This window comes from Salinicola lusitanus, assembly GCF_003206045.1.
Classification (GTDB): Bacteria; Pseudomonadota; Gammaproteobacteria; order Pseudomonadales; family Halomonadaceae; genus Salinicola; species Salinicola lusitanus.
The window spans coordinates 487,738-508,697 of record NZ_PZJM01000004.1; the positions used below are offsets into that span (position 1 = coordinate 487,738).

23 protein-coding genes and 1 riboswitch are annotated in these 20,960 nt (G+C 61.7%); of the genes, 16 read left to right on the plus strand and 7 right to left on the minus strand.

The window, feature by feature from the left end:
- The 6 genes from DOM45_RS09585 to DOM45_RS09610 all read left to right on the plus strand — a co-directional run bounded on the left by DOM45_RS09585 (nucleotide 1) and on the right by DOM45_RS09610 (nucleotide 6,500).
- Nucleotides 1-414 (plus strand): DUF6950 family protein, encoded by a 414-nt coding sequence (locus DOM45_RS09585; RefSeq protein ID WP_110599859.1) that lies wholly within the window; start codon nucleotides 1-3, stop codon nucleotides 412-414.
- A complete protein-coding gene (locus tag DOM45_RS09590) occupies nucleotides 398-3,961 on the plus strand; it encodes a phage tail tip protein J-related protein (protein ID WP_110599861.1) in 3,564 nt (1,187 codons plus the stop codon). Before DOM45_RS09585 ends, DOM45_RS09590 begins: the two co-directional genes overlap by 17 nt.
- A 60-nt stretch (nucleotides 3,962-4,021) precedes the next feature.
- The gene (locus tag DOM45_RS09595) at nucleotides 4,022-4,858 is read left to right on the plus strand and encodes a hypothetical protein (RefSeq protein WP_110599863.1); all 837 of its coding nucleotides are present in this window, start codon (nucleotides 4,022-4,024) and stop codon (nucleotides 4,856-4,858) included.
- Nucleotides 4,855-5,187, plus strand: a complete 333-nt coding sequence (locus DOM45_RS09600; RefSeq protein ID WP_110599865.1) for a hypothetical protein — start codon at nucleotides 4,855-4,857, stop codon at nucleotides 5,185-5,187. The genes DOM45_RS09595 and DOM45_RS09600 overlap by 4 nt, the downstream gene beginning before the upstream one ends.
- Nucleotides 5,187-5,627: a hypothetical protein gene (locus DOM45_RS09605; RefSeq protein ID WP_110599867.1), complete on the plus strand. Its 441-nt coding sequence runs from the start codon at nucleotides 5,187-5,189 to the stop codon at nucleotides 5,625-5,627. The genes DOM45_RS09600 and DOM45_RS09605 overlap by 1 nt, the downstream gene beginning before the upstream one ends.
- A 207-nt stretch (nucleotides 5,628-5,834) precedes the next feature.
- Nucleotides 5,835-6,500 carry an SOS response-associated peptidase gene (locus DOM45_RS09610; protein ID WP_110599868.1) on the plus strand — a complete coding sequence of 222 codons (666 nt, stop codon included), beginning with the start codon at nucleotides 5,835-5,837 and terminating at the stop codon, nucleotides 6,498-6,500.
- 511 nt (nucleotides 6,501-7,011) lie between these two features.
- Here the strand turns inward: DOM45_RS09610 and DOM45_RS09615 are convergent.
- Both DOM45_RS09615 and DOM45_RS09620 read right to left on the minus strand, forming a co-directional pair.
- A complete protein-coding gene (locus DOM45_RS09615) occupies nucleotides 7,012-8,283 on the minus strand; it encodes a Y-family DNA polymerase (protein ID WP_110599871.1) in 1,272 nt (423 codons plus the stop codon).
- Nucleotides 8,280-8,726 carry a LexA family protein gene (locus tag DOM45_RS09620; RefSeq protein WP_110599873.1) on the minus strand — a complete coding sequence of 149 codons (447 nt, stop codon included), beginning with the start codon at nucleotides 8,724-8,726 and terminating at the stop codon, nucleotides 8,280-8,282. Before DOM45_RS09620 ends, DOM45_RS09615 begins: the two co-directional genes overlap by 4 nt.
- 213 nt (nucleotides 8,727-8,939) lie before the next feature.
- Between DOM45_RS09620 and DOM45_RS09625 the strand changes: the two genes are divergently transcribed.
- On the plus strand, nucleotides 8,940-10,013 hold the full coding sequence (locus tag DOM45_RS09625) for a helix-hairpin-helix domain-containing protein (protein ID WP_167404620.1): 1,074 nt from the start codon (nucleotides 8,940-8,942) through the stop codon (nucleotides 10,011-10,013).
- Between the two features lie 33 nt (nucleotides 10,014-10,046).
- Here DOM45_RS09625 and DOM45_RS09630 read toward each other — a convergent pair whose 3' ends face one another.
- Entirely contained in the window at nucleotides 10,047-10,379 is a 333-nt protein-coding gene (locus DOM45_RS09630) for a hypothetical protein (protein WP_110599875.1), read from the minus strand.
- 574 nt (nucleotides 10,380-10,953) lie between these two features.
- On the opposite strand from DOM45_RS09630, the gene DOM45_RS09635 reads away from it, so the two are divergent.
- From DOM45_RS09635 to DOM45_RS09655, 5 genes are all read left to right on the plus strand, one after another.
- Nucleotides 10,954-11,283, plus strand: a complete 330-nt coding sequence (locus DOM45_RS09635; RefSeq protein WP_110599877.1) for an STN domain-containing protein — start codon at nucleotides 10,954-10,956, stop codon at nucleotides 11,281-11,283.
- A gap of 116 nt (nucleotides 11,284-11,399) precedes the next feature.
- Nucleotides 11,400-11,741 (plus strand): hypothetical protein, encoded by a 342-nt coding sequence (locus DOM45_RS09640; protein ID WP_157958389.1) that lies wholly within the window; start codon nucleotides 11,400-11,402, stop codon nucleotides 11,739-11,741.
- A 103-nt stretch (nucleotides 11,742-11,844) separates the two neighbouring features.
- A complete protein-coding gene (locus DOM45_RS09645; protein WP_110599881.1) occupies nucleotides 11,845-12,087 on the plus strand; it encodes a DUF1654 domain-containing protein in 243 nt (80 codons plus the stop codon).
- Nucleotides 12,088-12,194: 107 nt separating this feature from the next.
- Nucleotides 12,195-12,497, plus strand: a complete 303-nt coding sequence (locus DOM45_RS09650) for a hypothetical protein (protein ID WP_157958390.1) — start codon at nucleotides 12,195-12,197, stop codon at nucleotides 12,495-12,497.
- Between the two features lie 94 nt (nucleotides 12,498-12,591).
- A complete protein-coding gene (locus tag DOM45_RS09655; protein ID WP_157958391.1) occupies nucleotides 12,592-12,807 on the plus strand; it encodes a hypothetical protein in 216 nt (71 codons plus the stop codon).
- A gap of 15 nt (nucleotides 12,808-12,822) precedes the next feature.
- Here DOM45_RS09655 and DOM45_RS09660 read toward each other — a convergent pair whose 3' ends face one another.
- Together DOM45_RS09660 and DOM45_RS09665 are read right to left on the minus strand one after the other, a co-directional pair.
- Complete coding sequence (locus DOM45_RS09660; RefSeq protein ID WP_110599887.1) at nucleotides 12,823-14,532, minus strand: potassium/proton antiporter; 1,710 nt, start codon at nucleotides 14,530-14,532, stop codon at nucleotides 12,823-12,825.
- A gap of 82 nt (nucleotides 14,533-14,614) precedes the next feature.
- A complete protein-coding gene (locus DOM45_RS09665; RefSeq protein WP_157958392.1) occupies nucleotides 14,615-15,403 on the minus strand; it encodes a phosphotransferase family protein in 789 nt (262 codons plus the stop codon).
- A gap of 147 nt (nucleotides 15,404-15,550) precedes the next feature.
- Nucleotides 15,551-15,652, plus strand: a riboswitch (TPP riboswitch).
- Between the two features lie 31 nt (nucleotides 15,653-15,683).
- Here DOM45_RS09665 and DOM45_RS09670 point away from each other — a divergent pair.
- The 4 genes from DOM45_RS09670 (at nucleotide 15,684) to DOM45_RS09685 (ending at nucleotide 19,202) form a co-directional block, all read left to right on the plus strand.
- Nucleotides 15,684-16,427, plus strand: coding sequence for an ABC transporter ATP-binding protein (locus tag DOM45_RS09670; RefSeq protein WP_110599891.1), 744 nt, complete (start codon nucleotides 15,684-15,686; stop codon nucleotides 16,425-16,427).
- A complete protein-coding gene (locus tag DOM45_RS09675; RefSeq protein ID WP_110599893.1) occupies nucleotides 16,420-17,196 on the plus strand; it encodes an ABC transporter permease in 777 nt (258 codons plus the stop codon). The genes DOM45_RS09670 and DOM45_RS09675 overlap by 8 nt, the downstream gene beginning before the upstream one ends.
- A gap of 71 nt (nucleotides 17,197-17,267) precedes the next feature.
- Nucleotides 17,268-18,278 (plus strand): ABC transporter substrate-binding protein, encoded by a 1,011-nt coding sequence (locus tag DOM45_RS09680; RefSeq protein WP_205909427.1) that lies wholly within the window; start codon nucleotides 17,268-17,270, stop codon nucleotides 18,276-18,278.
- A 24-nt stretch (nucleotides 18,279-18,302) separates the two neighbouring features.
- Entirely contained in the window at nucleotides 18,303-19,202 is a 900-nt protein-coding gene (locus DOM45_RS09685) for a hypothetical protein (RefSeq protein WP_110599897.1), read from the plus strand.
- A 27-nt stretch (nucleotides 19,203-19,229) separates the two neighbouring features.
- Here the strand turns inward: DOM45_RS09685 and DOM45_RS09690 are convergent, their stop codons facing one another.
- On the minus strand, nucleotides 19,230-20,021 hold the full coding sequence (locus DOM45_RS09690) for an alpha/beta fold hydrolase (protein ID WP_110599899.1): 792 nt from the start codon (nucleotides 20,019-20,021) through the stop codon (nucleotides 19,230-19,232).
- A gap of 70 nt (nucleotides 20,022-20,091) precedes the next feature.
- On the minus strand, nucleotides 20,092-20,772 hold the full coding sequence (locus DOM45_RS09695; protein ID WP_110599901.1) for a 7-cyano-7-deazaguanine/7-aminomethyl-7-deazaguanine transporter: 681 nt from the start codon (nucleotides 20,770-20,772) through the stop codon (nucleotides 20,092-20,094).
- Between the last annotated feature and the right edge of the window lie 188 nt (nucleotides 20,773-20,960).

Genomic DNA, 20,960 nt, shown 5'->3' on the forward strand with positions numbered 1-20,960 from the left:
ATGCGATACAACGACTGGCCCACGCGGCTACAGCAGACCATCAAGGGCGCCTCCGGGCGCCCTTTTTCGTGGGGCGAGCTGGACTGCTGCCTGTTCGTCTCTGACTGCTGCATCGCCGTGTGCGGCGTGGATCCTTCCGGCCCGTACCGCGGCAAGTACCGCTCGCGCCGAGGCGCCTTCGCCGCCGTAAAGCGTGGCCACGGCAGCATCGAGGCCGCGCTGGATAGCCACTTCGACCGCATCGAGCCCGCGCTCGCCGGACGCGGCGACGTCTGCCTGTTCGAGTCGCCCGACGGCCTGTGCGTCGGCGTGCTTTTCGCCGGCGAGATCTGGGCCATGACGCCCGACGGCGTCTCCATCACCCGCGCCCGCCCCACCGCTTACTGGAGAGTCGACGATGTCAAAAGCGGTTGATGCCGTCTCGAAGGTGTTCTCGGCCGTCTTCAAGCCGATTAGTAAGATCCTGGCCCCGGGCATCGACAAGCCCAAGGCGGCGAGCGACACCGGCAACACGAAACAGACGATCCGCAGCGGCAAAGAGCCCGCACACTTCATCTACGGGCGTACCGCCACCGGCGGGCTGCTGTTCTGGGCTCAGGAGGAGCCGGGCGACGGCGCCAAGCGCGAGAAGCTGCACCTCGCCTACCTGCTCGCCGAGGGTGAAATCGATTCCCTCGAGCAGATTTACGTCAACCAGCAGCCGGTGAGCGAGTATGGCGATCTCGCCGACTGGGAGCTCCACGTCAATCGCTCGACGCCAGATCCATTCATGCTGGCCAACTGCCCGGACTGGAAGGAGAGTCAGGTGGGCCGAGGTGTGTCTTGGGTCCGTGGCACCCTCACGTTCGACAAAGACAAGTTCGCCACCGGAATTCCCGATCTGCTGTTCGTCGTGCGCGGCAACCGCAACATCTACGACCCGCGCACCGGCCAGACCGGCTACAGCGACAACGCCGTGCTGTGCACCCTCGACTATGTCCGCAACCGTCTGGGCGTCGCTGATCAGTTCATCGTGTGGGATGCCTGGTCAGCAGCGGCCAACATCGCCGACGAGAGCGTCGCCGATCCGGACGGCGTCTTTCGCAAGCGCTACGCCATCGGCGGCGTCTACAAAGCCGATCAGCGCAAGGACGAGACCCTCGCAAGCCTGGAAGAGAACTTCGGCGGCACCACCCGGCGTGTCGGCGGTTACTGGGGCGTCGAGGTCGGCGCCTACTACGGGCCGGCCGTGGCCACTATCACTCAGGGCATGGTTGTCGGCAGCATTACCGGTCGCCCGGAGGTCAGTCGGCGCGACGCGATCAACAGCGTCGCCGGTAAATGGAACTCCCCCACCGATCTATGGGAAGAAACCAGCTACCCCACCGTGACCGTGGATGAGTGGGTGGCCGAGGACGGCGGCGAGAACACTGACACCCTCGATACGCCCTTTTCGCCCAGCACCCACCAGAGCCAGCGCCTGGCCAACATCAAGCTGCGCCGGCAGCGCGCCGGCGGTCAGCTCGAGATCCCGCTCAACTATGCCGGCTACCAGTTTCGCCCCGGACGAGTGATCAACGTGGATCTCCCGACGATCAACGTTAGCGGCGAATTCAAGGTGCTGGAGTGGAGATTCTCCGCGAAGGAAGGCGTGCGTGTCGTCGTGCGACAGGAATTGCCCGAGTTCTACGACGATGCCGTGGGCGAGCCCTTCGACTATCTGTCGATCATCCAGACGCCGACCGGCGGCATCGGCTCTCCGACGAACCTGCGCTATACCGTCGAGACTATCGGCGAAGTCGTCCAGGGCCGGATGACCTGGGACCCGGTCAATGCCGCGATCGACTACAACGTCGTGGTCCTGCTTGGCACCGAAGTGATCCAGGCCGCCAAGACGCCCAGCGGCGCCACGACCTGCACCCTGTCCGGACTTGGCGCCGGCGACTACACGGCAAACGTCACTGCGCGCGGCCTGCAGTCAACGTCCGGCCCGGCGACGATCGCATTCAGCGTGCTCAATCCTCCGCAGCCCGCTCGGGTTATCACCCAGGTCGACCGCACAAACGTGCTGCTGGTGCCGGTGCTCGCCGACGGCGACAGCCTGGGCGGCGGCACTTGGGAATATCGTTGGGGCGTCACGGAGGTATTCGGCGACGCCGAATACCTCGGCCGTGGCGATACGATCACCCACACCGGGCGCTCGCCTGGCCAGGAGCTTTACTACTGGGTCCGGGGCATCAACGCCTATGGTGCCAGTGATTGGTTCGCCGTCTCAGTGACGACCAGCGAGAACTTCGATGACGTCATCTCGGCGGTCAACGATGACATCTACCGCCCCGGCGGTCTGGCCGACCAGTTCCAGAACGGCCTGGACGAGAACTACGAGGCGATCCAGGACGCACAGGCGGCGTTCGATGAGGCGCTGAATCAGGCCGACTCGAGGATCGATCAGGCCAACACCGATATCGCGACATTGCGCGAGCAGGTCGACGGCCTGGACCCGGAAGAGCAAGGGGTTCGGATTGCGAAGCTGGAGCGCAAAACTGAGGAGCTCGATAAGCTGCAGGCGGTTCGATACCTCGCCCTCCAAGCGCGGAACGCCGGCGCTGCGGCGCTGATCGATGTTGTTCAGACGACGCAGGTCACCGACAAGCAGGCGCTCACGCAACTGATCACCCAGCAGACCAGCAGGATCAACGATGCGGTCGCCGAGCTGCTGGAGATCAACACCACGTTGGCCACGCTGGATGAATCGACAACCGAGAGGATCGAGCAGGCGCAGTCCAGCATCGCCGCAAACGTCGCGGCGCTGGAGGAGATCAGCACGACGATTGCCAACCAGGAATCGGCTGCCGTATTCAGAAAGCTGGCGCTTCAGGCGCAGGCGCTCGGCAACACGGCGCAGCAGGATGTCGACCGCATCGTGTCAGCCGATGGTCGTAGCGCGCTGTCCCAGCGCCTCGAGACGCTCTCTGCGGACTATCAGGGCAACAAGTCGTCGGTGAGCAGCACGCTGACGGCGTTGTCGCAGAAAGATGCCGCGCTGGCGCAGAGCCTTGAAAAATACCGTGTTGAGTCAGGGAATCAGATCGGCGAGGTCAGCCAGCAGCTCTCCGCTGCGATCGATCCCAAAACCGGCGTAGTGACGAGAGCTGTGACTACGGTCAACGCCAACGGTCGGTTGGGAATGCTGGGCATTCAGGTCGACGGAAAGCTGGCAGAGATCATTGGCATTGCCGATCAGTTCGCGATTCTCAACCCGGTATCGGGCGAGCTGGTCACTGCCTTTGTCGTGACCGATGGCCGCGTGATCATACCGGAAGCGCTGATCGACTCACTGGTCGTGACCAAGCTGCGTTCAACGAACGGCAACCTGGTGTTCGATGGCGACAAGCTGAAAGCCGACTACATCGACGCCAATAGCCTCAAGGTCAAGTGGGCTAACGTTCAGGATATCATTATCAAGTGGGCTGATATTCAGGACGTCAAGATCAAGAGTACCGATATTGAAGATGCTTCAATAGGAACGCTGAAGCTGGCTGATCAGGCTGTCACGATTAATGCCTCAGCATTTTCCGGTTCCACAGTTGAACTAGATACTGGATGGAAAACAGTCGCCCAGGTAGAAATGGACCCCCAGGGGCAGCCTATCGATATAGTTCTATCATTTAGCTACGAAGTTAACGCCCAGCTGCAGCAGGGGGTTGACTATTCAAGGTACTCAATTTACGGCCGGATCGTTGCAGGGGGCTTTACTTACGATTTTGAATCCTCTTATGGATACCTCGTTGACGAGAGGCAGTACGAAGAAGGGACCTTTAGGCGACGCTCTATGGTGACGGTGCCGAGGCGATCAGCAGGTTGGTCTGGCAACAGGACAGTAAGCATGCAATTGAAGGGTGATTCCAGTGGAAGCACAATACCCTCAGGAATACTGTCGACGTGGCAGCATTACATAAAGCTCTCAGTGACGAAGCGATAGAACCGATAACTATTTCAGGCCGCCAATCTAGGCGGCTTTTTTTATGCCTGGAGAAAATCGATGGCGTCAAATCAAGATCAGTACAATGAGAAGAACGCGCAGCTCATTGCGGCGTTCGAAGATCTGCTGAAGCAGAAGTTCGCAGCGCTCAATCTCAACGGGGCCGGCGTAGGCGCAGCGGCCGGCGCGGACTCGCTTGATGAGATTGCGGTGGGTGACGCGGCAGCAGTTCGTGATGCGATCGGTTTCGTAGGGGCTGCTCTTGTCGAGCTTCAGAAGTTCGGCGCTGGCAACACGGGAGCACAGCCCACTTGGTATGCTGGCGCGAATCTAGACCAAGCGGATATGGATGCCGATCCGACTAACCTGCCGTCGGGCTGCTACCGAGCAACATCCAACACCGCCAATCGGCCGGGCGGATCGGGAACCATCTATATCAGCGGATACAACGGTGGGGTCGCGAACGTCCTGTACCTCGAGAACGATGATGACGACCCTCGGGCATGGACGCGCAGCTACATTAATGCTCAGTGGTCCCCCTGGAAACTCATCGCGCCGCCGAAGGTTTACAGCAATTCCAATGGGTGGGTATTGCGCTTTCCCAATAAAATCCAGATTTGCCTCTCGAGGGAACTGAAGCTCACTTTCAGCAATACGGGGCGTCTTACGGCAACCTGGAGTTTTCCTGCGGCATTCACGGGTTTCACGTTGGTCGTGCCTATTGCTAATTGGGGGACACAGGGCAACGTGTATAACACCTCCTCTCCCAAAGGCGATTTTCTATTAAACGGAGGCACTAGCGGGATCGTTGGTGTCTGGGCAACAGGGAGCTATTCGTTTTCAAGCAATAGCGTCTATGAAATCTTCTATGCCATAGCGATTGGAACCTACTCATGAATATTACGCTAACGCCGTGCGTCGCTGACTTTGAAGTTATCTATACTTTTGATGGTGAAAAAGTAACTGCCAAGATTGGAGAGCAGTCTGACACAGTCGATTTTTCGGAAATGGGAGAAGGGCACTGCCACTCATATCAGATCGACACCTCACTACCGCACAACGTTTTTCACGGTGCCGTTCGAGACGGCTCCGAGGGTCTCACTGTGAAACTGCTATCACCATACCCTGACCGGATTCATCGCGAAGACGACGAGAGCGACTCGGATTACCAGGCGAGAAAAGCCGAGTGGGAAAGCAAGCAAGTTGAACGAACGGAGACCGTGTAATGGGGACGATCACATCATGGGACGCGGCGCCGACCCACGCCGAAAAGCTCGAGGAAGGTAAGGCGGCTGCTTTGGTTGCCCTCAATTCCGGCTATGACGCTGCAGCAAAGCCCTTACTGCGCGAGTACCCCGCGATAGAGCGCCTGAGCTGGTCTCAGCAGCAGGCGGAGGCTACGGCATATCAGACTTGGCTCGACAACGGTAGCGATGGCGAGCCGCCCGCGACGCCAGCACTCTCGGCGATTCTGAAGGGTCGCAATGGAGCCGATGGCACCGAGACCCTGGGGGATCTCGTCGCCGCCGTGCTGCGCAACGCTGAGGCATTCATCCAGTGGCAGGAATACACCGGCCTGCGGCAGCGGGGCGAATGGATGATCCAAGGCGCAGCGACCGTCGAGGAAGCCAAAGCGGTGACGTGGGAGGGGCTGACATCAGGCTGAATGCATCCGCGTCTCGCCGGTGACTAGGTCCATCCTCCGCGGGCCCACTCAGCTTCTATCGCAGCTGGGCGCCAAAATAGATCACGGATCTGCGCCCGGCCTGGGTCGATCAGCAAGTGGGAATGCGTGCCGATCGACAGCATAGCGCCCACCTCTCAAGCGCCGTTCGATAGTTCATTGTGCTGAAATCCGGTCTATTCTTCTGAGATGTGCGGACGATTCGCTTTCTACTCGCTCGACCTCTCAGCGCTCTCCGAGGCAGTCCATCAGCACGACCTGCTGTTCGTTGACGCCGAGCCTCGCTACAACGTGCCGCCAGGCACGCTGATCAGCGTTGCGCGCCGTGTTGCGGCCGAGGCGCCAGTAACGATCGAACAGCTTTGGTGGGGGTACCAGCCCTACTGGGCGGATGCCAAAGCCCCGCAGCCGATCAATGCCAAAGCCGAAACCATTGCCACCAGCCATTACTTCGCGCCGGCCTTCAAGCGTCACCGCTGCCTGATCCCGGCCGATGGCTGGTATGAGTGGCTCAACGTGGACGGGCGCAAGCAGCCGCACTACCTGACGCGGGTGGATAAACAGACGCTATACCTTGCCGGGGTCTGGACCGAGCGGGGTGACGACAAGCCGCCCGGGGTGGCGATCATTACCGAGCCAGCACGCAGTTCCGCGAAAGAGGTGCACGACCGGATGCCGCTGGCGCTGGATAACGATTCGCTCGAGCCCTGGCTCGATCCGCATTTCACGGAGCGCGAAGCGATCCGTGGTGTCACTCGGCATATCGACGCCAGCCTGATCCGGCACTGGCCGGTCAGTACCGCCGTCAATAAGCCTGGCAACGATGCTACAGCGGCGCTGATCAATCCGCTGTAAGCGATCGCGGACACAACGCAGCGGCAATGTCTCACTCAAGCGAGGCGGCGGGGCGCCGATAATCTCTGTGCCAGAAGCGACTCTTTCCGCACCTGGCGATGTTAGGTGGAATGATGCCTCGGCCTCCCGTGGGGCCGGGTTTTTCTATGGCGGGAATCGAGTTCGTGAGCCACATTGAATTCGGCGCCAGGGACCGGCGCCGAGTCCCCGATCCGGTGAATCGGGACGCTGGGCAAGGATGCCTTGGATCATCGGCGTGGATTGGCCCGGCTGGAGACAGCCGGCTTTCTTGTACGCACGGTTACAAATCCCCTTCGAAACTTAATCTGTATCAGTATCGCTAATGATTCTTTGGGCGTAGCCTGTGCTCGTCCACGGATGGATGCTCGCTAGGAACCCGGAAATGGATTTCCCTGTGCCAAGGACGTACGGATGCGAGGGCCGTGATAGCAGCACCTATCGGCAGTGCTGACCGGGGGCCCTCGCGCTTGCGCTTCGGCCCTCTTTTTTCCTACAGTTTGGCCACCGGCAGTTCATCCCACCGCGTTGTGTAGCGCTGTGTCAGCAGCTCCGCTTTCAACTTCCAGTCCGCTTTTCCCCTGGTTCCGCCTAGCCGCACGGTACCGCGCCCCATGCGCCGGTTCAGCTCGTCCATCACCGCCGACGCCTTTGCCAATCGCTCACGCTCGGCGTCGCTCTCTGGAGAGTCGAAGATATCGTGCTGCTGGGTAGCCTGGTCGACGAGATCCAGCATCATCACGCCGGCTTTCATGTACCGATATCCGCCGCGGTAGATGCGCTTCAGCGCCGCCTGGGCGGTACCGACGATCACGCGGGTGTCGTTACTCGGGTGGGGAAGCTGCACGACCAGGGCGGGGTGATACTGCGCCAAGTCTTCCCTGTGCTTGTTCGTCTTCAGGTGCACCTGGATTGCCCGGGCCACGCTGCCTTGCTTACGCAGCTTCTCGGCGCCACGGGCAGCGTGCGCGCGGATCGCCTGGGCGACTTCATGGCGGTCGCTCGTCAGCCGCCCAAACGACCGGCTGGTCATGATGTTCTTCTTCGGCTCGCCGTAGTCATCGGTATCGATGCAGTCGATGCCCCGGAGCTCGTAGACCAGTCGTTCTTGGACGACAGAGAACCGGGCGCGGATCCGCTTTGGGTCTGCCTCTCGCAGCTGCCAGGCGGTGACGATGTCCATCTGACTCAGGCGCTGGCCCAGCCGGCCAGAGACGCCCCAGAGATCCGTGACCGGCATGTCCTCCAGGATCTGGCGCGTGATATCGCTGTCTGGCTCTAGCAGGCACACGCCCTCATATACTGGGATCTTCTTCGCCAGCTTGTTGGCGACCTTGGCCAACGTCCGAGATGTCGACAGCCCGACGCTGACCGGGATGCCCGTGTTCCGCCTGACGACGTAGCGAAGCCGCTGGCAGTGATCCTCGAGGTGATCCATTGGGAAACCATCGAACCCGAGAAACGACTCATCGATGGAGTAGATCTCGACGTCCGGTGTGAACTCGCGGAGCGTCGCCGTCACGCGCCGGCTCATGTCGCCATAGAGCGTGTAATTCGACGAGACCAGAATAAGCTCGCGCCGCGCCGCCGGCGGAATCTTGAACGTCGGTGCGCCCATCTCGACAAGCTCCTTCGCCTCGTTGCTCCTCGCGATCACACAGCCGTCGTTGTTCGACAGCACTGCGACCGGCCGGCCTTCCCAGTCCGGGCGGAATACTCGCTCACAGCTCGCGTAGAAGTTGTTGCAGTCGACCAGCCCGATCACGCTTTGCCACTCCGATGCGAGTGGACGTTGTGCGTAACGACGCCCCACACATGGCACTCGGCGTTCGCCAGCGGGATGGGTTTGTAGTTCTCGTTGCCGGCCAGTAGGTAGGGGCGCTGGCCGATTTTGCCGAGCCGCTTACACGTGATCTCGCCGTCGACGGCGATCACGACGATGTCACCGTCGACCGGCTCGAGCGAGCGGTCGACAACGAGAATGTCGCCGCTGAATATCCCGTGGCGCTCCATCGAGTCTCCCGCGGCGCGAACGTAGAACGTCGCGCTAGGCCGCTGCACGATGTGCGCGATCAGGTCGAGTTCGGCCTCGATATAGTCGTCGGCGGGCGAAGGGAAACCGGCGCGGGCCTCGCCAGCGGCGAGTGGGATCATCACCGGCTGCGCGCCCTGATCGAGCTGGCCCAGATACTGGACGGGGATAGTCATGACAGCGTGCTCCTAAGAATACTGTATGCACGTACAGTACCTGCCAATTTGTGCGATGGGCAAGATGGAAGATCAGAGGCAGCGGCCGGAATCGTGACAATTCGAGACGGGGCAGGAAGTTAGGGCACCATGAAAAATTCACATGAATGCAAGACATCGGAATGAATGGCCGGTAGATTGCCCCGGCGAAGCCATTCAGTTGCTGGAACCCGCATGACTCGATCGACGAAAATCATCTGCTTCATCGCCGCTCTCGCCCTGCCCTCTACCGCACCGGCCGATATTACTATCGGTAGTTGGAACCTCAAGCATCTAGGCTGGAAGAACGGAAAGCGGCTCGACGCCGTGGCAGACGTCGCCAAAGGCGCAGATCTATGGGCATTGCAGGAAGTGATGGGGGCGGACGCGGTTACGGAGCTCGAGCATGAGCTCGAAAAGCAGACCGGCGAAGAATGGTCTTCGATGTCATCGCATGAGGTGGGACGCAGCTCCTACCGTGAGAGCTATGCGTTTCTGTGGCGGGATAGTGCTGTTGAGTACACCCAGGGCGCTGTTGTCTATCTCGACCCCGGCGATCTGTTCGCCCGCGAGCCGTATCTTGCCGAGTTCCGCGATCTCGACAACGGCGACTCGGTTGCAATGGCCACCGTGCATATCGTCTATGGAGACAGTCGCTCAGACCGTACGCCAGAGGTTCGCGAGCTGGGCAGTATTTGGGATTGGATGAGCGAGGTCTATCCTGGCAGCTCTCGAATCATCGCCGGCGACTACAACCTGGCGCCTAGCGATCGGGCATGGCAGCCGCTGCGAGATGCTGGCGCCCTCCCCGCGATTATCTCCGGTGCGACAACGCTCAGTGAGACCGACGGCCAGTATGCCAACCTCTATGACAATTTCTGGTACGCGCCAGATGAGCTCGATGTGACACATGCCGGCATCGTGCGATACCCGGAAGCACTTGGCATCGATCACAAGACGGCACGCAGTATAGTTTCGGACCACGCCCCGATTTACGTGACAACCGGCAATGCCCGGCAAGGGTTCGATGCCGCAACTGAGTTGGACGGAGTCGAAAGCACGGCACCCAAATCCAGTAGCCACTGCATCGACCTGAACAGCGCATCGGTCAGCGACCTAGACGCCCTACCCAACATCGGTCCGGCGCGGGCGAGCGATATCATTGGCGGAAGGCCTTGGGACAGCGTTGCGGATCTACGTCGGGTCAGCGGGATCGGACCGGCGACTATTCAGGGTATCCAGCAGAGCGGCATGGTGTGCGGCTCTTAATGGAGATGCATAGCAATGCCATTCCGATCGATATCAACCCTGGAATTCTTTCTCGCATTTGTTGCACCTGTAATTCTTAAAGGCTTTGTCGACCTGCTCGCCCACCTTATTGCCCACATAGGCGCCAGTACCGGCGCCGACCAATCCGCCAACGATGCCTCCAGCGATGCCACCAATGAAAGTACCCACCAGAGGAACAAAAGAACCAATGGCCGCACCGGCTGCAGCACCGGATGTGGCGCCTGTATAACCGGTCACAGCTCCCGCCCCGGCACCGATTGTGGTGCCTGCTTTTTCAACAGTGTTCTTCAGATAGACATGATCAGCGGTGTCGCAAGTGGGACACTTCGGTTTTTCTGATGGCATCACAATGAGCTCAAGTTGAATGGTTACTCAATGATCGGCATCAATCTGACTAGCTTTAGCCCGCAGGCTCAAGAACACCACGTGCCAAGCCTTGGCTGGCTTGGCGCGTGATACTCGTGTGATTCGATTGTGACATCGTCTTGAACCGGCTTGCGCGTCAATCACACTATGCCCCGCTGTTCGTTTCCAATCACAGTGCGCCCGGCGTGATTAGCAAATGAAAACAGACACTTATAGCGACTTATTGTATGGCTGTCCGGTCTTGAAAACCGGCGTAGGTTAATAGCCTACCCAGGGTTCGAATCCCTGTCCCTCCGCCACCTTACATTCGAAAGCCCCGACAGCCTCATCGCTGCGGGGCTTTTTCGTTTCTGACCCCGTCAAACCGCTCCAGACCCGTCATCTTGGAAAGGCCGGATCACGTGCGCGCTCCCCGCTTGAACCTCATACCGTATAACGGCGCAGGATCAGCCCGCCCTCTCCGAGCCGAGGCAGAGGCATCGGCGCCTATTCACCTCGATCGTAAGCCGCTACTCTCGTGACTCACAGGGTCGCATCGGCAGGGAGGGAGTGGATGAAACCCGTGTTGGCTGCACTTGCGCTCGCCGCCCTGGCCGGATGTTCGAGCCCGGACCGGGACGCATCGATCGCCTCGACGGACGCCTGTGACAAGGTGGCACGCTACGAGACGCCGGCGCAGCGATTTGACGAGACAGTACAGCAGCTGGCGCATGCTACCGGCTGTTTCGTGAAGACCGACTTGACCAGGACGGCTGGCATTCGGGTCAATGGCATTCGCGGGACGATGCCCATCCGCGAGGCGCTTGAAACGGCTATTCGAGGTACCAACCTGGGAATCGCCGACAGCGAACCGAACACTATCCATGTCGTGATAATGCCCTAGTTTCTGGGAGCGCCCCCTCGCCCGCCCCCATCTCGGGAACGCGTGGAGACCGCGAGCCAGCTGGATCAGCGAAGGAGACAGATCATCTGATGAGGAATATCGCCTTGGACCAAACTGTGAAATTCGCCTTTGCGGGACTACTGGTCATGGCCGCCATGCCACTGCATGCGATGGCCGCACCGCTGGAGTGTTCGTCGGATAGCTTGATGAAGCATGTCAGCGCGCAGACCCGGGAGATCGACGCCTATATATCGAACAGCGATAACCCGCAGCAGACGCAACAGGCGCTGACGAGCATGGCCAGAGGGTTGCGCGAGAGCGGCCAGGTCTCCAACCACGACGATGAGATGAAGCAGCTGGCGAGTGGCGTGGAATTCCAGCCCTCCCAGTCATTCTGCGACGACATGCAGACCACCATGGCTGCGATTCGGTCGTACATGGAGAGTCATCCGCAATAGACCTGGAGGCGCTCACGGGATTCTTCTTGCGGCCCGATAGCGGTTGTGTTGACGCCCTCTGTCGCGGATACTGTATGCATGAACAGTTATTGCGGAGCGATCGATGATCATCCCCTTCCCGACGCCCGAGAGACGGCTCGTCCGGCGTATCGAGCAGTTGATTTCGCGAGCGCAAGCCAACCACTTCCACCAGGTCACGATTAGCCGTGGCACACACGAACCCATCCACGAATGGGAGCGTCTCGTCGAACAGTTCGACGATAGTGATCAGGTTCGGGTCATTCATATCACCCATCACGACATTCTGCTGAGCTGGCGCCTCCCCACGACCGGACTGGCTTCATGAACCAAGGCGGACAGTCTTGATCGAGGCGCTCGGCGAAATTTTCATCAGGGGGGCGGATGAGTTCGTAAACAGTGCTACTCTGCATCTAGCTTTCAGTGATGTCGACAATGCACCGAGCGTTAATCTCCTTCGTCGTCCCCCTCGTCTTGGCTGGCTGTGTGTCGGCGACGCCACGACTGACGGCGACGAACTTTCTGCGAGACAGCAACACCTGCGAACGTCAGACGCATCAGATCGCCGGTGAGCCGGAGTATCAGTTGTGCATGGCGCGTCTGGGATGGCCGGACCCACAGACGCAGGCGTCACTGGAGCAGGCCGATGATGGCCGCGACAATCAGAATGCGGGCTTCATTGATGAAGCGATCAATGGCCTTCAGTTCGGTCTGCAGTGGGACCTGGACCCGGACTGACCTTTTTCGCGACGAACAAGCCCCATCCACTTGCCGTACCACGTCGGCACCACAGCCAACCCGATAGCCGATGCATCTTCAGGAGGATTCGATCATGGCAGAGCCATTCGTCGAGATAAGAAAGACGCACAAGCCCGGCAAGCCCGAGCAGGTATGCTACGAGGTCTATGATGGCGATACGGGAGGCAGCCTGGGCCATTTCGCGGAAGCCGCGGAGGCGAAAAAGCGAGCCGACAGCATGAACAGTATGACCTCCCGCGAAACCGGCAAACGGCTGGACAATCCCACCGATGATGCCGACGTCGAGTGACGCCGGCCGTCGGTCTCAGTGGTAGAGGCGCAACCCCACCCGCGTCACACGATTACCCTCCATCTCACTGACTACCCAGTGAAAACCGTGCCAGTCGACGTCATCCCCGACGACGGGATGACCGCCGACACGCAGCGCCACGAACTCTCCCAGCGTCATCTCCTGCTCCCCCGGGCTCAGGGTCAAACCGTAGGCGCTGGCGACTTCCTGCATGAGCGCTTCGCCGTCCAGGGTAAAGGTACCGAAGAAGGCACGCTCGCGCTTGAGCTTCGCCTCCCCATTGAACAGGCGGTTGAGAGACGGCAGGTCACCGGTGCGCCCGATCAGGCAGATGACGTCTCCCAACCGCAAACGAGTGCTGCCCTTGGGATGCAACATGGCATGCTGGCGGAAGATCGCCGAGATCAGGGTCCCCGAGGGCAGACGCAGCAGGCGGATCGGCACGTCATCCAGCGATTCGTTCTCGACCTTGTAGACGAACATCTCGTAGTCGTTCTCCGGGAGCACGCCCAACTGACCCCGACGATCGGGCGTCGTGGTCTCCGGTAGTACCACACGCATCCAGCGAGCGACCCGAGCCAGGGTGGAGCCTTGCAGCAACAGGGAGATCAAGACCACGAAGAACGCCACGTTGAAATAGAGCGTCGCATTCTCGACACCGCTTATCATGGGGAAGATGGCCAGCACGATGGGGACCGCACCCCGCAACCCGACCCAGGAGATGAAGCAGACCTCTCGCCAGCGAAAGCTGAAGAACGGAACCAGCGAGACGACGACGGCGACCGGACGCGCCAGCACGATCAGGGCGATGCCCAGGATCGCGCTGGGCACTGCGTAATCGATCATTTCCGATGGCGTGACCAGCATACCGAGCACCAGAAACAGCCCTATCTGGCTCAACCACGCCAGTCCATCGTGCACGGGAAGAATATGGTTGAGGTGGCGTCCCGGCTGGTTGCCGATCATCAGGCCGGTGAGGTAGATGGCCAGGAAGCCGCTGCCGCCCGCGGCACTGGTCGCCCCGAAGATGAAGAACCCCAGCGCCAGTGCCAGCAGCGAGTAGAGCCCGGGAGCCAGATCCAGCCAGCGCAGCAGTTTGGCGGAAATCCAGCCGCCTCCCAGGCCGACGGCAAGCCCCAGCCCGAACTGTAGGGCGAACCGCATCAATGTCTCCCCGATGCCCCCCACCGCGCCCGTCAGCAGCTCGGCGAGCGTGATGGTCAGAAAGATCGCCATCGGGTCGTTGGTACCGGATTCGATCTCGAGCGTCGCGCCCACTCGCTCGTTGAGGTTGACGCCCTGCCCCTTGAGCATCGAGAACACCGCCGCGGCGTCGGTGGAGCCGACGATCGCACCGACCAGAAGGCCCTCCGTGAGCGACAGGTCGAGCAGCCACATGGCCAGCAGTCCCATGATGCCACTGGTCAGAAACACACCGACGGTCGCCAGCGACAACGCCGGCTTCAGGCCCACGCGGAAGGTTCGCAACCGCGTCCGAAGCCCGCCATCGAGCAAGATCATCGCCAACGCCAGGTGGCCGATCAGGAAAGCCTGGGAGTAGTCGTCGAACTTGAGCCCCAGCACGCCCTCTTCGCCGGCGAGCATGCCAAGGCCCAAGAACAGCACGAGCAGAGGCACGCCAATCCGCGATGACACGCGACTGGCCAGAATACTCAGGGCTATCAGTGCCCCGCAGACAAGAAACAGGCTATTGATCGAATCCAAGCATCAACCATCGGTTATCAATTGGAGATACCTTAGTATGCCATGCACGGATGCGGTTGCGTGGCGAAAAAGGACTGCAAATTTAATCTTTTAGCCAGCATGGATGATGGAGGGTTCGGGTCGTTGCCCGCTCGCCATGGAGTGCCAGCAGCAGTGCCAGGGAACGCATGCCGGGACGATAGCCAGAAAGATCCGGTATGGCGTGATCACGCCGGTAGGCCGCCACGAACGCATTGCGCTGGGCGCGACTCTCCAGCACCAGCTCGAGCAGGCAGAGATCCCACTCCAGTGGCGCCCAGACCAGCGCCTCCCAGTCGCTCCAGCGCCACTCCTGCACGCCGGCGAGAAACTGGTCGCTGCGCAGATCCGGCAGCGACCAGACGGCTTTCGACGGCAAGGGCCACGACGGCAGTTCGGCCAGCCAGCCGCGATTGGGGTGCGTCTCCACGAATTGCCGGGCCCGCCGGGGCCAGCTCGTCAGCGGGAAGACGTCGCCCGCGGGATGCCCGAAGCCGGGCAGCGCTTGCCGATGCAGTCGTGCCAGTTGCGCCCCGAGCCGTGCGGCCAACGCCTCATTCATCGGCGGCGGCGTGGCGGAGCACCAGGGCAGACTCCAGAGCGGCGCGTTGCCCAGCCGACCGATGAAGGTCATCGGCAATGGCGACAGCGGCAGGCGGGACGGCAGCGTCGATGGGAGCCGGGCCAATGCCTCGGGCGTTCTCCAGCGATCGAAACCGAAGAGTTGCTGGATCCCCCACCAGAAGCCATCGCTCGCCGGCGCTCTCCTGGCCAGCTTGAGCAACTGCGGTGACGCCTCTTCGCTCCGCCAGAGCCAGTTGGCGCTATCCTGCCAGCGCAACGGCAGGGGCATCAGCGACCTTCCGGTCAACTGAGAGACTCGGCGAGTCAGCTCGGAATCCGCCTGGAGCGGGGCATCATCGGTCCGCAATGAACGTCATCCTCTTGTCGGTGAGCCCCGCGCCGGTGGGCAGGCGGGGCTGGTCGGCGTACAATCCACTGCACTGGATAGGGGTGCCCGGTCAACGGGCTGAGAGTGCCATGCACAACCCTGGAACCTGAACCGGCTAATACCGGCGGAGGAAATGCCAGCAGTTCTCGCATGACTCCGCCCGCGCCCACAGGGAGCTGTCATGCCACCGCCCGGACTCATCGTCCGCGATGCCTCGCTGACTTTCGGCGACCGCCCGCTGTTTCAAGCCCTCCAGGCACGATTCGACGCTGGCAGTTGGACCTGCCTGCTGGGCCGCAGCGGCAGCGGCAAGAGTTCGCTGCTGCGAATGATCGCCAGCCTGAGACTGCCAGACAACCACCATCTCGTTCTCGATACCAGCGATGGTGCCCCGCTGAGGGGTCGGCTAGCCTGGATGGCTCAGCAGGATCTTCTCGTTCCCTGGCACCGGGTGATCGGCAACGTCATGCTCAGCGCCCACTGGCGCGGCCGCCCCACCGCTCGGGATCGGCAGCGCGCCGAGCGACTGCTGGCCCAGGTCGGATTGGTCGACAAGGCCAGCCATTGGCCTGATGAACTCTCCGGCGGCCAGCGCCAGCGAGTCGCCCTCGCCCGAACCCTGTTCGAGGATGCCAGCGTGGTGCTGATGGACGAGCCGTTCTCCGCCGTCGATGCCATCACCCGACTGGAACTCCATGACCTTGCCAGCAGACTTCTGGACGGGCGCACCGTGATCATGGTGACGCACGACCCGCTCGAAGCGCTCCGCCTGGCCGACCGAATCCTGATCCTGCAGGGAGAGCCCGCGCGACTGGTATCGATGCCGGTGCCGGAAGGCCCCCGCCCCCGCCCGCTCGACAACAGCGAACTGCCGCAGCGCCAGGCCCAACTGGTGGCCGAACTGCGGGAGGAGGCGCATGCCTGATCGAGCGCTCTGGAGACGGTTGGGACGTCCGCTGCTGGCACTCGCCACGCTCGCGGCAATCTGGCAACTGGTACTGACCCTGACCGGGGTACCACGCTACATCCTGCCCTCGCCGGCGGCTGTCGCCAATGCGCTGTTCGAACACCGCGGGCTGCTGGCTCATCATGCCGCCATCACCGCCATCGAGATCGTGGCAGGGCTGATCGGCGGCATCCTGCTGGGTCTGACAACGGCACTGGCACTGGCCCGGTTCCGTGCCCTTCGTCGAACGCTGCTACCGCTGCTGTTGATCAGTCAGGCCATTCCGCTGTTCGCGCTGGCCCCTATTCTGATGCTGTGGCTGGGTTACGGCCTGGGCCCGAAGATACTGATGGCGATGGTGATCATCTATTTCCCGGTCGCCTCCACCGGCTACGACGGCCTGCGTCAGACGCCCCAGGGCTGGCTCGACCTGGCCCGCACCTTCGGCCTGAGCCGGCGGCAACAGCTGCTGAAGGTCCAGTTGCCGGCCGCCCTGCCGGCACTCGCTTCTGGCCTGCGCATGGCGGCAAGCGCGGCGCCGATCGGCGCGGTGATCGGCGAGTGGGTAGGCGCCAGCCAGGGGCTGGGCTACCTGATGCTCAACGCCAACGCGCGGCTGCAGATCGACCTGATGTTCGCGGCGCTGGTGGTACTCGTCACCTTCGCCGTACTGCTCTATTTCGGCGTCGATGCGGCCTTGAGGGTGGCGATGCCCTGGCAGCGGGATCGCACGACCCCCGACCAGTGAGACGTGAACGCCGCCGACCGCCACGCGCCGAAACGGCTGAAGAAACAGCAATGGATAAAAAGGAACAGGCAATGACAAAGACGTTTTCCCATCTATGGCGCCGCAGTCTGGCGACGGGCCTGGCCCTGATCGCCCTGGCCTCCGCCCTGCCCGCACTGGCGCAGGAGACCGGCGACGATCTTGCACCACCACAGATGATCCCGCTGAGCGTGATGCTCGACTGGTACGTCAATCCCGTCCATGCGCCGATCATCATCGCCCAGCAGCGCGGGTTATTCGAGAAACGTGGCCTGGATGTGGACATTCAGGCCCCGGCCGACCCCAGCGTTCCACCCAAGCTGGTCGCCGCCGGGCGGATCGATCTCGCCGTCAGCTATCAGCCCCAGCTCCATCTCCAGGTCGACCAAGGGCTCCCCGTCGTCCGTGTCGGCACCTTGATCGCGACGCCGCTGAACGCGTTGCTGGTGCGTGCGGACAGCGGCGTCGACGACATCTCCCAGCTCAAGGGGAAAAAGATCGGATACTCGGTCGGTGGCGTCGAGGAGGTGCTGCTCGCGGCCATGCTGGAGCACAACGGCCTGAGCCTGGATGACGTCGAGATGGTCAACGTCAATTTTTCGCTGACGCCGGCGCTGATCAGCGAAAAGGTCGATGCCGTGACCGGGGCATTCCGCAACTTCGAACCGGCCCAGATGAAACAGGAGGGTGTCGAGAGCAAGGCGTTCTATATCGAGGAGCAGGGTGTCCCCGACTACGACGAACTGATCTTCGTGGCCAACCGTGAAACCCTCGACCAGCACCGCGATGCGGACCGGCGGTTCATGGAAGCCATTGGCGAGGCGACATCCTGGATCATCAATCATCCGGATCAGGCCTGGCAGAGCTTCATCGGCTACGATCCGGCGCTGGACACCCCCTTGAATGCCGCTGCCTGGAAGGCGACCCTGCCCCGTTTCGCGCTGCGCCCTGCCGCGCTGGACGCCAAGCGCTATCGCGATTTCGAGGCGTTTCTGCTGGAGCGGGCCCAGATCAAGGCGCAGAGCCCAGTTTCTCGCCTGGCGGTGGATCTCAACGCGCCGTAGCGAAAAATCGGCTAGATTGTTGATATGACTTCAAGATCATCAGCTTACGAGCCGCTACTCTACGATCCGCGGCAGGATCCGAGCCGCACCCTGCCCAGCACGACCCTTCAGGACCTGGGCGCGTTACCCGCGCGCCCGGGCGTCTACGTCTTCTTCGGCAGCAATGAGCTGCCGCTCTACGTCGGCAAGAGCGTCGACATCCGCAGCCGCGTCCGTAGCCATGTCCAGCAGCCGGTATCCAGAAGACACGCCCAGATGGTAGCGCAGGCTCAGCGTGTCGCCTGGCTACGCACCAGCGGCGACCTCGGGGCCCAACTCCTGGAAGCGGACCTGATCAAGCGCTGGATACCGCTCTACAACCGGCAACTTCGCAAGCGGACACGCATGGTGAGCTGGAACTGGCCCCAGGGCGAAGCGCAGCCGACGCTGACCGACGGCCAGTGGGTGGTCACGGCTCGCTCCCGGTTCCATGGCCTGTTTCGTAATCGTCGCGACGCCCAGATGACGTTGCGGGATATTGCCAACCAGGAGTCGCTCTGCCTCCAGGTGCTGGGGCTGGAGAAAGGAGCGGGTCGCTGTTTTGGCTATCAGATCGGCCGCTGTCTGGGCGCATGCTGCGGCGCGGAACCTCGGGAGGCCCACACCCGGAGAGCACGCGACGCGATGGAACGGCTGCGTATCGAGAACTGGCCGTGGCCCGGTCGCGTCGCCTTCCGGGAGAGCGGGCCCGATGGCGACGTCGGGCTGCATGTCGTCGATCACTGGCACTATCAGGGCAGCGTCCAGCGGCTCGAAAACCTGCAGGCCCTCCCCGACGCCCGCGGCTTCGACATCGACACCTACCGCATTCTCAACCGCTTCCTCTCGGCGCCCGACGGCAGGATCGAGCCGATCCCGATCGATGGCGAGATCGACTTGGCATGATGCCGACGCGGCCGAGAAGCCACGCCGTCACGAGTTGGCGATGAACCGATTGACGGCGTCCCGAAACGCGTCGGGCTGTTCGGCGTGAAGCCAGTGCCCCGCGCCTTCCAGTGTCTGCCACTCGATGTTGGGCATCACCGCCTCGACCGTATCGCGATGACGATCCTGCACGTAGGGTGAGGCACCACCGCGAATCAACAGCGCCGGGCCCTCGAAAGGCCGGTCGCCGTCTGGTGGCGCGATGATGTCCTCGTACCCGGCACCGATTTCGTCGAGGCCGACGCGCCAGTGCATGACCCCATCGTCGCCGCGAAGCAGATTGGTCGCCAGGAACTGACAGGTGGCGGCATCGTCGATCTCTTCCTGCATCAGCGCCATGGCATCGCGCCGCGAGGTCGGCCTGCCCGCCTCGACCCGTCGCATCGCGGCGAAGACGTCATCGTGGCCGTGATCGTAGGCGACAGGCGCAATATCGGCGACGATCAAATGCGCCACCCGTGCCGGGTTCGACCGGGCCAGCGTCATGGCGACCTTACCGCCCATCGAGTGGCCCAGCAGGTCGAACTGTTCGATGCCGAGATCGTCCAGCAGCGCGATGACGTCGGCCGCCATCGCCGCATACCGCATTCCCTCGACGTGGGGCGAGCGTCCATGATTGCGCAGGTCAACCGCAACCACGCGACGATCGTCCTGCCACTGCTTGATATGGGAGCGCCAGTTGTCCGCGCTACCGAACAGGCCATGCAGCACGACCAGCGGTAACGCCGAGCTCTCTCCGTCCGGTGCGCCGGTATCGATACAGTGAAGTTGCAACGTCATCCCTCCCGAGATCCGATTCGGCAGCCGGAACGGCCACCGCTTCCCTCCCTAGAATAACAAAGACAGCCGGTTATCCCCGCCCGCGCGACATGCCCGGCAGATTGACCTGATCGCCCCGCGTCAGCAGGCGACGGCCAAGATAGGCCAGCAGTGCGCCGTAGAGTGGCAGGAAGAAGATCAGGCTGATCGATAGTTTCACCGCATAATCGAACCAGGCGATTTCCACCCAGTGCTGACGCATGAAGGGGTCCGGGCCCTGCCAGAAGGCGATGGCGAAGAAGGCGAAGGTGTCCGCCAGGTTGCCGGCGATCGTGGACAAGGTCGGCGCGACCCACCAGGCGCGAAGCCTGCGCAGCCGATCGAAAACATGGATATCGAGCAGCTGACCCAGGACGTAGGCCATGAAGCTCGCCAGCGCGATGCGTCCGACGAAGAGATTCCATGCCATCAGTGCTTCGAATCCCTGGAAGCGCCCCTGCTGGAACAGCACGGATACCGCGTAGGAGATCAGCAGCGCAGGCACCATGACCCCGGCGACGATTCTTCTTGCCGCTGGCTTGCCGAACAGCCGCACCGTCAGATCGGTTGCCAGGAAGATGAACGGAAAGCTGAAAGCGCCCCAGGTGGTATGCAAGCCCCACAGGGTGAAAGGGAGTTGAACCAGATAGTTGCTGGCTGTGATCACCAGCACGTGGAAGCTCACCAGGCAGAGCAAGGCGAATCGAAGTTGACGGTTGTCGAGTGCAAGCATGAGAAACCTTTTTCGTCTGCCGTGGCGCTGCGGAAGGCGATCTACCGGCGCCAGGCCGAGGGGTTAGGGAACCCTCTGGGTGATAAAGGAGCGATTCAGACGATCAGAAGCGGGCGCGAATTATAGGGATCCCGGCGCACGAGCACCAGCCCTGCCATCAAGAGACACATCAAAAACCATTGTAACTT